Annotated in this window: 13 protein-coding genes; all 13 read right to left on the bottom strand. The window is 34.5% G+C overall.

Annotated elements, in window-relative coordinates; all coding sequences use genetic code 11:
* Position 1: 1 nt before the first annotated feature.
* The 13 genes from NBX25_RS05070 to NBX25_RS05015 all read right to left on the bottom strand — a co-directional run bounded on the left by NBX25_RS05070 (position 2) and on the right by NBX25_RS05015 (position 15129).
* The gene (locus NBX25_RS05070; RefSeq protein WP_225875511.1) at positions 2-1909 is read right to left on the bottom strand and encodes an LTA synthase family protein; all 1908 of its coding nucleotides are present in this window, start codon (positions 1907-1909) and stop codon (positions 2-4) included.
* 232 nt (positions 1910-2141) lie between these two features.
* Entirely contained in the window at positions 2142-3035 is an 894-nt protein-coding gene (locus NBX25_RS05065) for a cation diffusion facilitator family transporter (protein WP_002981213.1), read from the bottom strand.
* Between the two features lie 28 nt (positions 3036-3063).
* Positions 3064-3942: a bestrophin family protein gene (locus tag NBX25_RS05060; RefSeq protein WP_002981215.1), complete on the bottom strand. Its 879-nt coding sequence runs from the start codon at positions 3940-3942 to the stop codon at positions 3064-3066.
* Between the two features lie 31 nt (positions 3943-3973).
* Positions 3974-4714 carry a methyltransferase family protein gene (locus NBX25_RS05055; RefSeq protein WP_034689560.1) on the bottom strand — a complete coding sequence of 247 codons (741 nt, stop codon included), beginning with the start codon at positions 4712-4714 and terminating at the stop codon, positions 3974-3976.
* 60 nt (positions 4715-4774) lie between these two features.
* The gene (locus NBX25_RS05050) at positions 4775-6094 is read right to left on the bottom strand and encodes an efflux RND transporter periplasmic adaptor subunit (RefSeq protein WP_002981220.1); all 1320 of its coding nucleotides are present in this window, start codon (positions 6092-6094) and stop codon (positions 4775-4777) included.
* Positions 6095-6165: 71 nt separating this feature from the next.
* On the bottom strand, positions 6166-10530 hold the full coding sequence (locus NBX25_RS05045; RefSeq protein WP_027374942.1) for a CusA/CzcA family heavy metal efflux RND transporter: 4365 nt from the start codon (positions 10528-10530) through the stop codon (positions 6166-6168).
* A gap of 156 nt (positions 10531-10686) precedes the next feature.
* Entirely contained in the window at positions 10687-11016 is a 330-nt protein-coding gene (locus NBX25_RS24750; RefSeq protein ID WP_123901651.1) for a DUF6660 family protein, read from the bottom strand.
* Positions 11017-11289: 273 nt separating this feature from the next.
* Positions 11290-11913 carry a class I SAM-dependent methyltransferase gene (locus NBX25_RS05040; RefSeq protein ID WP_002981225.1) on the bottom strand — a complete coding sequence of 208 codons (624 nt, stop codon included), beginning with the start codon at positions 11911-11913 and terminating at the stop codon, positions 11290-11292.
* A gap of 29 nt (positions 11914-11942) precedes the next feature.
* Positions 11943-12986, bottom strand: a complete 1044-nt coding sequence (arsB, locus tag NBX25_RS05035; RefSeq protein ID WP_002981227.1) for an ACR3 family arsenite efflux transporter — start codon at positions 12984-12986, stop codon at positions 11943-11945.
* A 7-nt stretch (positions 12987-12993) separates the two neighbouring features.
* Positions 12994-13326, bottom strand: a complete 333-nt coding sequence (locus NBX25_RS05030) for a glycine cleavage system protein H (RefSeq protein ID WP_081457775.1) — start codon at positions 13324-13326, stop codon at positions 12994-12996.
* Positions 13327-13387: 61 nt separating this feature from the next.
* Entirely contained in the window at positions 13388-14161 is a 774-nt protein-coding gene (locus NBX25_RS05025; protein ID WP_002981231.1) for a metallophosphoesterase family protein, read from the bottom strand.
* A 46-nt stretch (positions 14162-14207) separates the two neighbouring features.
* Entirely contained in the window at positions 14208-14681 is a 474-nt protein-coding gene (locus tag NBX25_RS05020; protein ID WP_002981233.1) for a DUF6428 family protein, read from the bottom strand.
* Positions 14682-14799: 118 nt separating this feature from the next.
* Entirely contained in the window at positions 14800-15129 is a 330-nt protein-coding gene (locus NBX25_RS05015) for an ArsR/SmtB family transcription factor (protein ID WP_002981234.1), read from the bottom strand.
* Positions 15130-15522: the final 393 nt, after the last annotated feature.

Genomic DNA, 15522 nt, shown 5'->3' with positions numbered 1-15522 from the left:
ATCAATTATTTTTTTTATTCTGCTTCAAACCATTATTTTTATAAAGGTAATAGGCTGTTTGATAATTGGCAATTGCCCTTCTTATTATTTCCGGCTTAGGTAATACAGCAATCTGATCGTTTTTTCCTTGTATATATTTAAAAGTCTCAACTTTTTGTTGGGGTGAAAGGATGACGAGATCATCATTCTCCATATAGGCAAGTTTTTGGTAAGTTCCCACAAATATTCTGGGAATATAGTTGTCGCTAATTACATTTTTCCCATACAGATTGCTTGTATATTTCCATCCTAAAAAGTTAAATAAAGTAGGATACAAATCAATTTGAGAACACATTTTATCGATTTTCAAAGACTGCTTGTCCTGAAGATTTACAATCATCGCGGGAATGTGGTATTTTGATATATCAATTTCATTTTTCCCGGCGCTGCTAGCACAGTGGTCTGCAACAATAACAATAACAGTATTTTTATACCATGGCTTATTTTTTATCTTTTTCAGAAATGCTCCTATTGCATAATCTGTATATTTAACTGCTCCTTCTCTTCCTGAACCAGAGGGAATATCAATTTTACCATCCGGATAGGTGAACGGTCGGTGATTTGACGTAGTCATAACAAAGTCGTAGAAGGGTTTGCCACTTTTATATTGCTGATCTGATTTTCTGATTACCTCATTGTAAAGATCCTCGTCACATATCCCCCATGCGTTTTCGAAAGTAATATTTCTATCATCGATTGAAGTTCTTGGCGCAAGATAGTTTTCCCTTGCAAATGCATTTCTGTTTCTATCAATAATGTTATATCCGTTATTCCCAAAATACTTGTTCATATTATCAAAATATCCGTCCCCTCCGTAAAAAAAACTTGTATCATAACCCTGCTCACTGAAAATTGACCCTATTGTTGTCAGCTGGTCATTATTTTTTCGTCTGACGATACTATTACCTGGTGTAGGTGGTATTGCGAGAGAGAGAGCTTCCATTCCTCGAACCGTCCTCGTACCTGTAGCATACATATTTGTAAATAAAACACTTTCTTTTGCAAGCGAATCCAATACCGGAGTTATATCCTGATTATTTCCAAAAGTTTTCATGAAATCTGCACTGAAACTTTCCATTGTAATCATAATTACATTAGGTCTTTGTATAGTTGCTGTGGTAGGTTTAATTTTTCTTTCGATTGAGAAACTGTTCTGCAGAAATATTGAACTGCTGTCTTTCAAATCATTTTTAATAATCTTAAAAGCATCCTTATTATCCATAAGTTGATAAAAATGATCGTAATTGATTTCATTATTATTATAAGCAGAAAAGAATGAATAGATTCCTGATTTTGACAATTCATTTTGATAGCGGTTGGTACTCAAATCCGCAAAATTGTTTTCGACTAAGAAAGCATAAACAAGAGTTGCTGCAAAAATTCCAACCGTTATTTTCAGCCTTGACAAAAATATGGTAGTGCCTTTGAAAGTATCAAAAAAATATTTTTTTCGGATACAGAAAAAAATTACAAAAAATGTGAGAATAATCATCACTGCAATTAATATGGGCAGGGGATAAGATTCATTGATATTATTAATTACTTCGTAAGTGTAAATAAGATAGTCTACAGCGATAAAATTAAACCGGCTTTCAAATTCCTGCCAAAAAGTTATTTCAGCAAAAAAGGAAAAAAACAGAATCAATATACCAAGAGAAAAAGAAAAGTAGGTAATGATTTTATTTAATCTAGAATCTACCAATCGTTGGGGCAAAATCAACAAATAAAGGCTATATGGAAATATGAAAAACAAACCTACCCCTATGTCATATATAAGTCCTAATAAAAATACTCTAATAAAAGATACTGCAGAAAACTCAGCCTTTTGAAATGAGGACAATACAAATCCCAGCCTTAGTAAAAAAGACATTATGATAAATAATAGAAAAAATCTGGTAAGCAATGCATAGCTGCTCTTAAAAAGACTTTTAGGTTTCATACCGAGAATAGATTTATTTTAAAGTTAAATGTGGATAGCGATCCCATGAACCGCCAAGCAAGCTTCCCGAAGTGATTCATAATCCGTAGGTCAGAGCCAACAATTATTACATCAAATCTGTTTTCCATATTCCAGTATTTTTGATTATTAGTATTTTAAATCTTTAAAGATGTGCTTCGCTTTCTTTGTGTCCTTCTGTTTCAATTTGAAAAGTAGTATGAGAAATTTTAAAATCAGTAGTAGCTATTTCTGTAAGTGTTTTTAGTAGAATATTCATATCCTCACTACGGTCAGCAATGACATGTGAACTCATTGCATTTACACCTGAAGTAAGAGACCAAACATGCAGGTCATGTAATTTTTTGACTCCATTTATGGATTCAAGAGATTTCCGTAAATCTTCTATGTTGACATCTTTTGGTGTACCTTCTAAGAGGACATTTATAGCCTCTTTCAAAAGTTTCCAAGTCCTTGGAAATATTAAAAGACCTATTGCAGCAGAAATTAATGGATCAGCATAATACCAACCTGTTGTTAACATTATTATTCCTGCAATCATTACTCCTATTGATGTTAATCCATCTGAAAGAACTTCAAAATAAGCGCCCTTCATATTTAGACTCTCAGAAGAATCTTTACGGATAATTATGATCCCAATGATATTTACCACTAAACCAATCCCAGCTACAATCAACATAGGAGTACTTTGTACCTCTGGAGGACTACTAAATCTCTGATATGCTTCAAACAAAACATATAGAGAAATACCTAATAAAACAACTGCATTAATAACGGCAGCCAATATCTCTGTTCTATAGTAACCAAAAGTTTTCTGAGAAGTTGCTTTTCTTTCACCTATCTTGATAGCAACGAATGCTAAAAATAGCCCTACCACATCTGTCAACATGTGCGCTGCATCAGCTAACAACGCAAGACTCTTTGTTGTAATACCTCCTATTACTTCTGCAATCATATATGTACCACTTAAGCAAAGTACAATCAATAGATTCTTTTTGTGCTTTGATGAGGCTGAAAGATTTTTATTATCATTATTCATAATTTCAAGATGTTATCATGTATTTAAACTACATTTCAAAATAGGAATCATTCTGTCTTTTAGCGGGAATATTTTTCTCACCAATCATTTGAAGAAGGTTAATTTCAATCGTGTGAGCCAAAGCTGTCATTGGCGTATCAACAGGAGTATTCTCAAAAGGATCCTGCATGATAATAGCTGTTTTCTCTATCGTAATAAATATAATAGGGACAATGATAGTAGTCGCTATTTCAACAGTCAACTGAGAATCTTCCAAACCAAAAGGCAGTAAAAAAGCAAAAACATAAATCAATGTATGAAGCAGGATACTGTAAGCTCTTGGAAATACTGTATTTTTCAAACGCTCGCATTTTCCCATGCTGTCACATAATCTCATAAGAACCTCATTTAACTGAACTTCTTTAAAATCTGAAATACGACCTTCTGCAGCAATTTTTCTAATATGTTCAGAATGCTTATCCAAAATTGCATTAGGAATATTTGTTCCTGTAATATTATGGGACTGCAGATAATTCTTCACTTTATCTGAAAATACCTGTTTTCTCAACGCTTCACCTAATGCATACACCCACACGATCTGTCTTTCTGTAAATACCCTGCTCTCCTCAGGTAGTTCAGGAACAAACTGTCTTACTAATCTTATAAAAGATCTTGAGTCATTGACTATAGCTCCCCATACGGTTCTTGCCTCCCACCATCTTTCATATGACTGTGCTGTTCTGAATGCCAGAAGTAATGACACTGCCGTTCCCAGCAAAGCGGGGATGCTTAATGGAATAGATATTTTTTTAAATAAAGATATATCATCCAAAAAACCTATAAGAAAAGCAAAAAATACAATCAATATGATCTGGTACTTAATCTGACGGACAAAATATCCTATTGAAATTCTTTTGTTGAGTAACATAGTTTTTTTGTATTTAATATTTATATGTTTTCTACCTTTTAATTTCGAGGGAAAACCCTTTATTTCTTTTTATTATTTTCAAGACCACATATAACAGCATAGTCACTATGCAACCTGTAATAAAAACATTATTGAAATGAAGGTGGTTATTCATAACTTCTGCCGTAAGATCAAATACAGTAAAAATCAGAAAGATGGCAAAAAGTCCGTTTTTTTCTTTAAGCAAAACTTTTCTGATACTGAACCTCAGCTGATTACTTTTGAACAATGAAAAATTAGGTATAAACGGAGGTACTCTTTCAGTCCACCTGATATAATAATCCCCAAATTTTCTTTCAAGAAACTGCTCCTCAGCAAATATGATTCTTTCATAATAGATCCAATAAAAAAGGATGAATGAAACTATAAACCATATGTTTTCAGTAAACAGAGCTACACCAAGCCACATAAAGAAATTTCCGAGATACAGTGGATTTCTGACAATACTGTAAATTCCTGTTGTATTTAATTCATCAGCCACCTGACCCGCTTTTGTGTTTCTGCCTGATGTATTTTTTGGAGTAAAACCAACTGTGTAAATTCTTATGCTTAATCCGAAAATACTTATAAGGAGGCAAAACAATTCATAATAAACATTACATTCAGAGCTACTTCTGTTCCAGTTGGTCTCAATAAAAACTGCTAAACCAATGAAAAGAATGATAAGCGGTAAAAAACTTCTGTATCTGAACAGCCAGTTACCTTGTTTTTCAAGTTCTTGTTTTAAGGCCATAATCATTAATTTTTAAATAAGAGTGAAACACCTTAAGGTTAATTTCACTCTTTGAGTTTACTAATGCCCATGATCTCCAGCGTTCGATAGTTTAGCATTCACGAAGAAAGCTCCTTTAACGACAATCTTTGCATCTTTTGGAATTTCAGTAACAGGAGTAATAGCGGTATAGCCCATTTCTGATGAACCTTTCGCCACTTCAACTTTTTCAAAATTCATTTTCTTCCCCTGTTCTTTCGCGTGATTTCCAGCTTCCTGTTCATTTTTGTGACCGTGTTCAGCTTCTCCTTCATCATGTCCATGTCCATGATCATCATCTGCCTTCTCTAGAGCTTCATGCTCCTCAGCTTTTTTGTCTGTCTGTACAAATACATAGAACTTACCGTCAGCCTCTACAATTGCCTCATCGGGAACTGCAGGCGTTGTCGCACTCTCAAGATTAATTACACCTGTGATATTCATTCCGTCGATCAACCCCACTTTATTTCCTGTAACATTGGCATGAACAGAAATGGTCTTGCTTTCATTTTCAAAAGAAGAACCAATACTATAAACTTTTGCATTATAAAGCATTTCAGGGTTATTGGTCAGCTTAAACTGTACATTTTGACCTACTTTCATTTTAGGAAGGTCTCTTTCGAAAACTTGAAGATCCAAATGAATCGAACTGTTATCAATCATTTCCAAAACTGGAGACGAAACATCCACATAACTTCCTATCTGCGCATTGATATTACTTATAATACCACTTATAGGAGCAGTAATGACCAATCCTGAACGTAGATTCCTGTTATTAACCTTTCCTGGGCTTATTCCCATCAGCTGAAGTTGTCTCTGTAAAGATGCTCTTTGTGTTCTCAGACTCTTCAGTTCGGCATCAGAACTCTGTAGATTCTTTTTGGCTCCTGCATCATTGTCAAATAGCTCTTTCTGCCTTCTGAATTCCTGCTCTGCAAAAGATATTCGACTGTTTACGGTTAAATATTGCTCCTGCAGCTGAATGTATTCTGGATTACTGATGCTTGCCAACACCTGCCCTTTTCTTACATAATCACCAATCTGAAAATTAATGGTCTTAATAACACCTCCATATAAAGAGGTCACTGTAGCTTTTTTATCATTAGGAACCCTCAACAATCCGTTGGCTTTTATGGTTGACGTTAGGTCTTTCATTTCAACTTGTCCCAGTAAGACTCCTACAGATTTCATTTGTTCTTCTGTAAGTTCAGCAATAGTTTTCGGTCCTTCTTCGTGAGCACCCTCTTCAGCTTGTTCTGTTTTGGGTTTTTCTGTTGTTGCTTCCGCTGTATCTTTCTTTCCGCAACTAACAGCAAAAAGTGAAATTAAAGCTAGAGATACAATACTATATTTGATTTTCATCTTTATAAATTTATTTGTCAGATGAAGTACCTGTAATACTGATTAATTAATAGCATTACAGGCATTTCATTTTATTGATTGATTATTGAATTAATGATAATGACAGATTCATTGACCTGCTGAATGGATTGCAGATATTTCAACTGAATATTGGTAGAAGTCTGCAAAGCAAAAAGATATTCCACATATGATATTTCCCCTGTTTTATATCCCAACTGCCCTGCTTTTGTAATCTTCTCAGCATTTGGAATAGCCAGATTGACATAGTAATCATACTGTTTTATATTTTGCTGATATTGGTTCAAAGCATTTTCAAGCTGTGCTTCCAATTGTTTTTGCTGAAACTTCGCATTGGACTCCGCCATTTGCTTTTGATAATCCAGTGAACGAATTCTCGCCTTGGTTGCACCAAAAGTTAATGGAATAGAAACTCCAATTGTTGCAGAATGAAATCTGTTTCCACCGTTAAAATATTGATCCATTCCATTTACAGTCTGAAAACCAATCAGTGACTGATTTGTATAACCTATTGTGAAATCCGGTAAACCTAGGGACTTTTCAACCTTTTTGTTTTTCTCAGCAATCTCCATATCCTGATAAAAAGCCCTTACCGTAGGATGTCTTGCAACAACAGTACTGTCCAGAACATAATCCGCTTTCAGAGGATGATAATTCTCATCATATAATATGGTAAAATCCTCAGAAGTATTTAAAAGTGCCTTTAGGTTTTTGTAAGCATTAATCAAATACACCCAATTTTGTTTGAGTAACAGATTAATTTCTCCTTTCTGCGTTTCAGCGGTATTAATTTCAATTTTTTTAACATCTCCCGCTTTAAACCTAACTGTTGCAATTCTAATAAAATCGGTATATAAGCTGTCCAGGTTTTGAAGTTTTGTCTGATTGTACTGCAAGTACTCAATCTGATAATAATATGTTCTAACCTGTTTAGCGAGTTCATTTGCAGACACCTCTTTACTTATTTGTTTACCTTTCACCTGCTCGTTAATAAGGTCTTTTTTGGCTTTAAATAAGCTGGGAAATGGAATTGTCTGAGAAATGGAAAACATTTGATCAAACTTTTTCGAGTTATACTGTCCCAATTGCATATCTGCATTCATTTTAGGAAGTTCTTTGGCGGTAGGCAATAATGCTTCCGTGGCCTTAATATCCAGATCTTTTGACTTCATCAGGTTATTGTTGGTTAGCGCCATCTTGGTAGCCTCCTCAAGACTCAACGGATTACCCTGCTGTGCTTTAAAAGTCTGACCTAAAAATAAGAATCCTAATATCACAAGTGTTGCAACTGATTTATTACCTATTTTCTTTATGTTGATTTTTGTATTAAAAATAATATAAAGCATAGGCAATACAAATAATGTCAGGAATGTAGCTGTTACCAAACCTCCAATAACAACTGTTGCCAGTGGTTTCTGAACTTCTGCTCCTGCTCCCGTAGAAATTGCCATTGGCAAAAATCCTAATGAAGCCACCGTCGCTGTCATCAAAACGGGTCTCAACCTCGTTTTGGCACCTACCAATACGCGCTTTAGAATATCGGTTTCGCCTTCTTTTTCCAGTTGGTTGAAAGTGCCTATCAAAACAATTCCGTTCAAAACCGCAACTCCAAATAAAGCAATAAATCCAATTCCTGCACTGATACTGAATGGCATATCTCTTAATATTAAAGCGAAAACACCACCAATAGCACTCATTGGAATGGCTGTAAAAATTAGCGCAGCCTGTTTAAAAGAGTGAAATGTAAAATATAAAAGCATAAAGATCAGTAGCAACGACACAGGAACAGCAATCATCAACCTTGCGCTCGCCGCCTTTAGATTTTCAAACTGACCACCATAGGTGAAATAATATCCCGACGGAAGTTTAACCTGTTGATCCAGCTTTTTCTGAATATCTTCCACAACGCTTTCAACATCTCTGCCTTTGACATTGAAACCGATAACAATTCTTCTTTTTCCTGCCTCACGACTGATTTGTGCGGGACCTAATTTATAACTGACATTTGCCACCTGTGAAAGAGGAACCTGCACTCCGGAATTGGTGGAGATCATCAGGTTATTTACATCATCGATATTAGTTCTGTTCAGACTGTCTAAACGGACAACAAGATCGAATCTTCTTTCATTTTCGAAAACCTGCCCTGCTGCCTGTCCTGCAAATGCAGTACTTACAGCACTGTTAACATCCTGAATATTCAGTCCATAATTGGCCATTCTTGTTCTGTCATATTCCACATTAATCTGCGGTAGCCCACTAACACGTTCTATTTGTGGGGAAGTTGCTCCCTGAACCAATTGAATAACTTTTGCTGTTTTATCTGCATAAATTGCCAATGAATCTAAATTCTCACCAAATATCTTCACCGCAACGTCCTGTCTGATACCGGTCATTAGTTCATTAAAACGCATTTGGATCGGCTGGTTTTTTTCAAAGAAAACTCCTGGAATGGTTTCCAGTTTTTCAGAAATTTCGTCGGCTAATTGTTCATAGGATTTCTTGGTTTTCCATTCATCCTGTGGTTTTAGTACGACAATCATATCCGTGGCTTCCGGCGGCATAGGATCAGTAGGGACTTCTGCAGCTCCTGTTTTTCCGACAACCATTTTTACCTCATCGAATTGCTTGATAATTCTTGAAGCCTGCATTGAAGTTTCTATACTTTGACTTAAAGAACTTCCCTGTGGTAAAATACAGTGAAAAGCAAAATCTCCTTCCTGTAATTGAGGAATAAATTCTCCTCCCATTCTACCAAAAATCAGAACTGCAACGGCAAATATGGCAACTGTTACTCCCACCAGCCAATATTTAATTTTCAAAGCTTTTTCCAAAAGAGGCTGATAGATTTTTTGGAGTCTGTTCATCATCTTATCTGAGAAAGTCTCTTTATGAGAAGGTTTTTTTGATAAGATCAAGGCACTCATCATAGGAATGTAAGTCAGTGACAAAATCAAAGCTCCTAGAATTGCAAACCCTACTGTCTTAGCCATTGGTGTGAACATTTTACCTTCAACACCCACTAAAGTTAGAATCGGAATATAAACGATTAAAATAATGATCTCTCCGAATGCAGCACTGCTTCTAATCTTTGACGCAGAAAGGAAAACCTCTTCATCCATTTCATTTTGAGTCATTACCTTCATACTTTTTCTCATTCCAAGATGATGAAGGGTGGCTTCGACAATAATCACTGCACCATCTACAATCAAACCAAAATCAATAGCTCCTAAACTCATCAGGTTGGCGCTTACCCCAAAAACATTCATCATTCCTAAAGCAAATAGCAATGAAAGGGGAATTGCTGAAGCTACAATCAAACCAGCTCTTAAATTTCCAAGGAAAATAACCAAGACAAAGATTACGATCAATGCTCCTTCAATCAGGTTTTTTTCTACAGTACTGATTGCTCTTCCTACCAGATCTGTTCTGTCCAAAAATGGCTCAATCACAACATCTGCCGGAAGCGATTTCTGAATGGTAGGAATTTTTTCTTTAACTCTTTGAACGACTTCATTACTATTGGCGCCTTTCAGCATCATAATTACACCTCCCACTGCATCTACTTCGCCATTATAAGTCAAAGCTCCATAACGGACTGCGTGGCCTAAGCCAACATTGGCTACATCTTTAATGAAAATCGGAACACTACCCGTTTCATTTTTGACAGCTATATTTTTTACATCTTCAATCGAAGTAACGATTCCGATTCCACGAATAAAATAGGCATTCGGCTTTTTATCAATATAAGCACCTCCGGTGTTTTGATTGTTTTTCTCTAAAGCAGTAAATATATCTGTAATACTTACTCCCATTGCTTTTAGACGGTTTGGATTTACTGCAACTTCATACTGTTTCAACTCTCCTCCAAAGCTGTTAATTTCCGCAACACCAGGAGTTCCGTTAAGCTGTCTGCGGACAATCCAGTCCTGCATTGTTCTTAGCTCCTTACTGCTGTATTTTTTCTCACTGCCTTTTTTAGGGTGAAGAATATATTGATAGACTTCGCCCAAACCTGTACTTACAGGAGCCATTTCAGGTGTTCCCACACCTTTCGGAATTTCTTCGGCAGCTCTTTTTAATTGTTCGCTGATTAACTGACGGGCAAAATAAACGTCTACATCTTCTTTGAAAACAACGGTAATAACTGATAGCCCAAACCTTGAAATACTTCTTGTTTCTTCAATATTTGGGACATTGGCAATACTTTGCTCGATTGGAAAAGTAACGAGTTGCTCCACTTCCTGTCCTGCAAGCGTCGGGCAAACTGTAATAATCTGTACCTGATTGTTGGTGATGTCCGGTACGGCATCAATAGGTAATTTTGTGGCGCTCCAAGCACCCCAAATGACTAACATCAAAGTCATCAAGCCTATGATGATTTTATTTTTGATGCTAAATCTTATGATATTATCTAACATTGAATTTAAGTTTTTATTGAAATTCGAAATGTGTTCATCAATTGTGATGAACCTAAAACGAAATACAAAGATGAACAGGATTACAATGCAATCATATTGCAAAGTATCCATGACAAATTGATGAAAGACACGCACCTTTCATTGAATCAATAAAAACTAAATCTTGGGGGGTTGCCAAATTTGGTCGTATACCAAATACGCAAAGTCATTTTTCTGAAAATGAATCTTTTTTGAAAAATATTCAGTGACCTTTTTTTGAAGTGGAAGAGGTTCACTTTTAAAAGAAGCTACTGTTATCTGACAACAGTTACAAGTACATAATGGAGAACAAATATCTCCTTTGTCTTTAGAATGAGAATCTTCAGAATTGCTGATAGTACTGTAAGAATCTTTAGAATTATTTGGAGACTGCGCATGGATATCATTACAAGGCACTACGGCAAGCACCATGAAATAAATAATTAAAAAGAACTTAACTAATCTCACTTTACAAATATAAATATATTTTTCAAAGTTTAACTAAATATTCTAAAAACTTTTAAAATAAAAATTCTTGAAAAACAAAAACTTATTATTAATAAACTTTTTAAATTTCGCAACTATTAACAAACGACAATCAAATGTAGATTTTTCATCTGTTTTATTTTTGACTAATGATACTGTGAAGCTGTCTGTCTACTACATCAACAAACTAAAATGAATGGTGAAACTTTGATAAGATCTGCCATTTCATTTTTTTATCGATATTTTTATTCCAACTCATCTTTTTCTTCTAAAACTGCAAAACACAAAGTTCTGATTGGTATTAAAAGGTGTTCTGTGGTCTACGGTAAAGCATTCTATTTTATTGAAATGTTCCTTAAAGCGACTTTCCAATGAACTTTCAGAATACTGTTTGATTTCAATACCACTACATTTTATCGGACCTTGTTCTGAAAAGCTCCCGATTACCAAAATTCCTGTTGGTTTAATGTTCTGTTTAACCGTATCGATGTAGCTTTCAATTTCATTATCCTCTGTCAAAAAATGAAAAGCAGCCCTGTCGTGCCAAAAATCATATTGTTCTGTGGGTTTAAATGTACTGGCATCTTCAACTATCCATTTTACACGGTTTGACTTTTCGCCAAGTCGTTGCTTAGCTTTACTAAGTGCTGTCTCTGATATGTCTAAAACTGTAATGTCCTGATAACCCAAGTCAAGCAAGTGATCAACAAAAAAACTATCTCCTCCGCCAATATCAATTATTTTGGCCGTTTTTGATACATTGAATTCTTTAATAAATGCTAATGACGTTTCGGGTGTAGGCTGATACCAGCTTACTTCTTCCAAAGCTTTGGTATTGTATATTTTTTCCCAATGATTTTTTCTATCAGATAATGACATATCTCTTTAATTTTTTGTACTATTCAAATTTAACTCATTTTTTTTTTACTATCTCTCACGTTTAACCACAAACTTACCTTTACCAATAGTATCAAGACGGGAACTTCTACCAACGGTCCAATAACTCCCACAAATGCTTGTGGGGAATAGATACCGAAAATAGATATTGCTACTGCTATAGCCAATTCAAAATTGTTTCCTGTGGCTGTAAATGCGATGGATGCGTTTTTGTCGTAAGGAATTTTTAAGGCTTTATTGATAAAGAAACTAACGAAGAACATTAGTATAAAATAGATAATTAGTGGTATGGCTACTTTTATTACATCCATTGGTAACTCTAATATTTTATCGCCTTTCAAGCTGAACATTAATACTATGGTAAACAGTAAAGCATATAATGTAATGGGCGATATTTTGGGTACAAATTCCCTGTTATACCATTCTATCCCTTTTGATTTTACCAATGCATAACGGCTTATAAAACCCGCTAAGAATGGAATGCCTAAATATATCAATACGCTTATTGTAACATCTTTCATTGATACACTTACATTGAAATTTGCCAATCCTAATTTACTCGGTAACACATTAATAAATAACCAAACTAAGAAGCTATAAGAAAGCATCTGGAAGATACTATTTAATGCCACTAACATAGCTGTATATTCTCTGTTTGCTTTAGCTAAATCACTCCATACGATTACCATTGCGATACATCTTGCCAAACCTATCAGTATCAAGCCTGTCATATAATCGGGTTCATTTCGTAGAAACAAAACGGCTAATCCGAACATCAGCAAAGTACCGATAATCCAATTCAGAAACAACGATATGCCGATTACTTTTTTATCCTTAAATGCTTGGGGCAATAATGAGTAATCTACTTTTGCCAATGGTGGGTACATCATCAGTATCAGACCTATTGCCAAAGGAATGTTTGTGGTGCCGGCTGAAAGAGCATCCGTAATTTTTGAAATACCCGGAAAGAAATGTCCCAATCCTATACCAACTGCCATTGCAAGGAATATCCATAAGGTAAGGTAACGGTCAAGAAATTTTAGTTTTGGTTGCATAGCGTTGCTAATTTGTAAGTTCTTTATATTGGTTTGCTGTCAATAAGTTTTCTAATTCTGTAAGGTCTTTGATTTCAATTTTTATCAACCAACCATCTTTATATGGGTTGTCATTGATAAGTGTAGGTGCTTTCAATAGTAGGTCGATTGTTTCAATGATTTTACCCGATACGGGCATAAATAAATCCCTGACCGTTTTAACCGCTTCAACAGAGCCGAATACTTCATCCTGCTGAAAATTATATCCAACATTCGGTAAGTCTGCATTTACAATTTCGCCCAATTCACTTTGTGCAAATTCTGTGATGCCTATTGTACCAATATTCTCTTGTACTTTAATTCAAGTATGTTCTTTTGAATACTTTATATCGTTTGGAAGTTCCTTTTTATCATTTTTAGGATTAATAACCTCTTCTTAAATTTTCTGCGTATTCGTTTGGTAGTGGGCTTTCTTCAACTGCTTTTGCTGATTTTTCAATATCATAATCAAAGCGTATAAATTCTACACTGATACTATCTTTATCTAGTACTGAACTATCTTCATTGATTGTAAGCATCACGTAGCCACCTCTTACATCATTATCTTTAGGTTTACCTACCGAACCAATATTGATGGCGTGTCTGAAATGATTTTTTCCGTCAATACCAGAATTTAAAATACGGTGGTATGGCTTGTGTGTATGCCCGAAACACAAAATGTCCGCGTCCGCCTGTTCCATAATTCTGAGCATACTTTTTTCTTCTCTATCCTCAAATAAATATTCATTTATTTTTCTTGGACTTCCGTGTACTAATAATAAATTGAGCTTATCTTCATTCAATTGAAATTCTACTTTGATATGTGCAGGAAGTGTACGCAAATAGGCTCTTTCTTCATCTTTCATAATAGAGTTGGTAAATGAAATAGAGATTTTCCCATTATCTTTTTCCCCGTCTGTTTTGTACGCACATCCACAATCGTTGCTCATACGCCCGATGCCAAAATCATAATTTCCTGCAATGGTTGGTATTTTCCTTTTACGGATTTCGTTTACAACTTCATTTGCCCAAATATTATAACCTACCAAATCGCCTAAGCAATAAATACTGTCGGGGTTTCTTTTTTCTACATCTTCAAAGAATGCTTCTAAGGCAGGTAGATTGGCGTGAATGTCGCTGAATAATGCAATTTTCATTTTTATTGATTTTTATGTTTTGAATTTTGTTTTACTTATTAAGATATTAACAACAACCACCTCCTGGCGTACAAGCGTTTGAATTGTTTACAGATAATTCAGTCAAATTTTTCTTTTGTTTCTCTGAAGGAATGCCACAAGCATCCTGAGCCAAACACGCAGTCGTTTTATTTTTTAGTACAAATGTTTTCCCGTTAAACTCCAAATCGTACTTGCCAATTGTTCCGCTTTGATATTCTACTTCTATCTCAGCATCTTCCATTCCCAATTTTTCTTCAGATAACTTGATGATGTTTAATAGTTTGGTCGGCTTTAATCTATGCTCGTAATCATCTGCATTCCATAATTGAAAGTTGACCACTTTTTCATTTCTGATTGTTCCACCACAATCGATGAAATTCTTTGTAATTACACCCACTTCTGTAACGTGAAAGTGTTCTGGTACAAATATTCCGTTCTCTAATTGAAATTCAACATTATCTAATGTTGGTAAGATTTCTTTGATGTCTGATAGTTTCATAAATCTTCTATTTTATTATGATATTTTTCTATACTTTGGAATTCTATTTTTGATATACAAATTTAATCGATACATAATATTGCAATATAACGATATTAAGGAATGTAAAAAAATGCCTTTAACAGCATTGATTTACTTTTACTTCCTGTTCAAAGAATTGATTGAAATACTCTTGTATCTCTTTCCATTTCTTTTCTTCTATACAATAACAAACTGATTTTCCATCTATTGTACCCTGTATAATACCCATATATTTCAACTCTTTTAAATGCTGCGAGATTGTCGCTTGCGCCAAACCTAATTTATCCACCAAATCATTGCAAATGCAGGATTTTTGATTGATAATATATTGAAGTATAGCTACCCTTGCAGGATGTCCAAAAACTTTAAACAAAGAAGCTAATTTATTTTGTTCATCTGAAAACATATCTGATTTTGTAAGCCCCATACTTAATTATTTAATATCGCAATATTACGATATTAAATTTGAAATACAAAAAGATTTAATAGCTTTTACAAATTATATTTAAAAAGGTATCAGGATATAACTTCTATTTTTTATAAAATTATATTTTGAACTTGTTACCATCTTTGAGACAAAATCATACACATTATTAATAATTTTCTAAAATTTTTTCTTTACAACTTTTAAAGACAATCTTCTCGCATAAATCCAGTGATAAATGAATGTGAAGCTCTCATTTTTGTTTCTAATTATTAGACACTAAGAAGGATGCTATATCTCTCACAACTTTACTTATAAATACAGGATATCTCTGGAAAAAAATGTTTTTCTTTCTGATCATTAAGCTGGATTTCTTTTTCAATAAAAAATACTCCG

Source organism: Chryseobacterium sp. Marseille-Q3244, from assembly GCF_940807095.1.
Lineage (GTDB): Bacteria > Bacteroidota > Bacteroidia > Flavobacteriales > Weeksellaceae > Chryseobacterium.
Note: the sequence above shows the minus strand (reverse complement) of the source record. Positions and strands in the feature narration are given on the sequence as shown.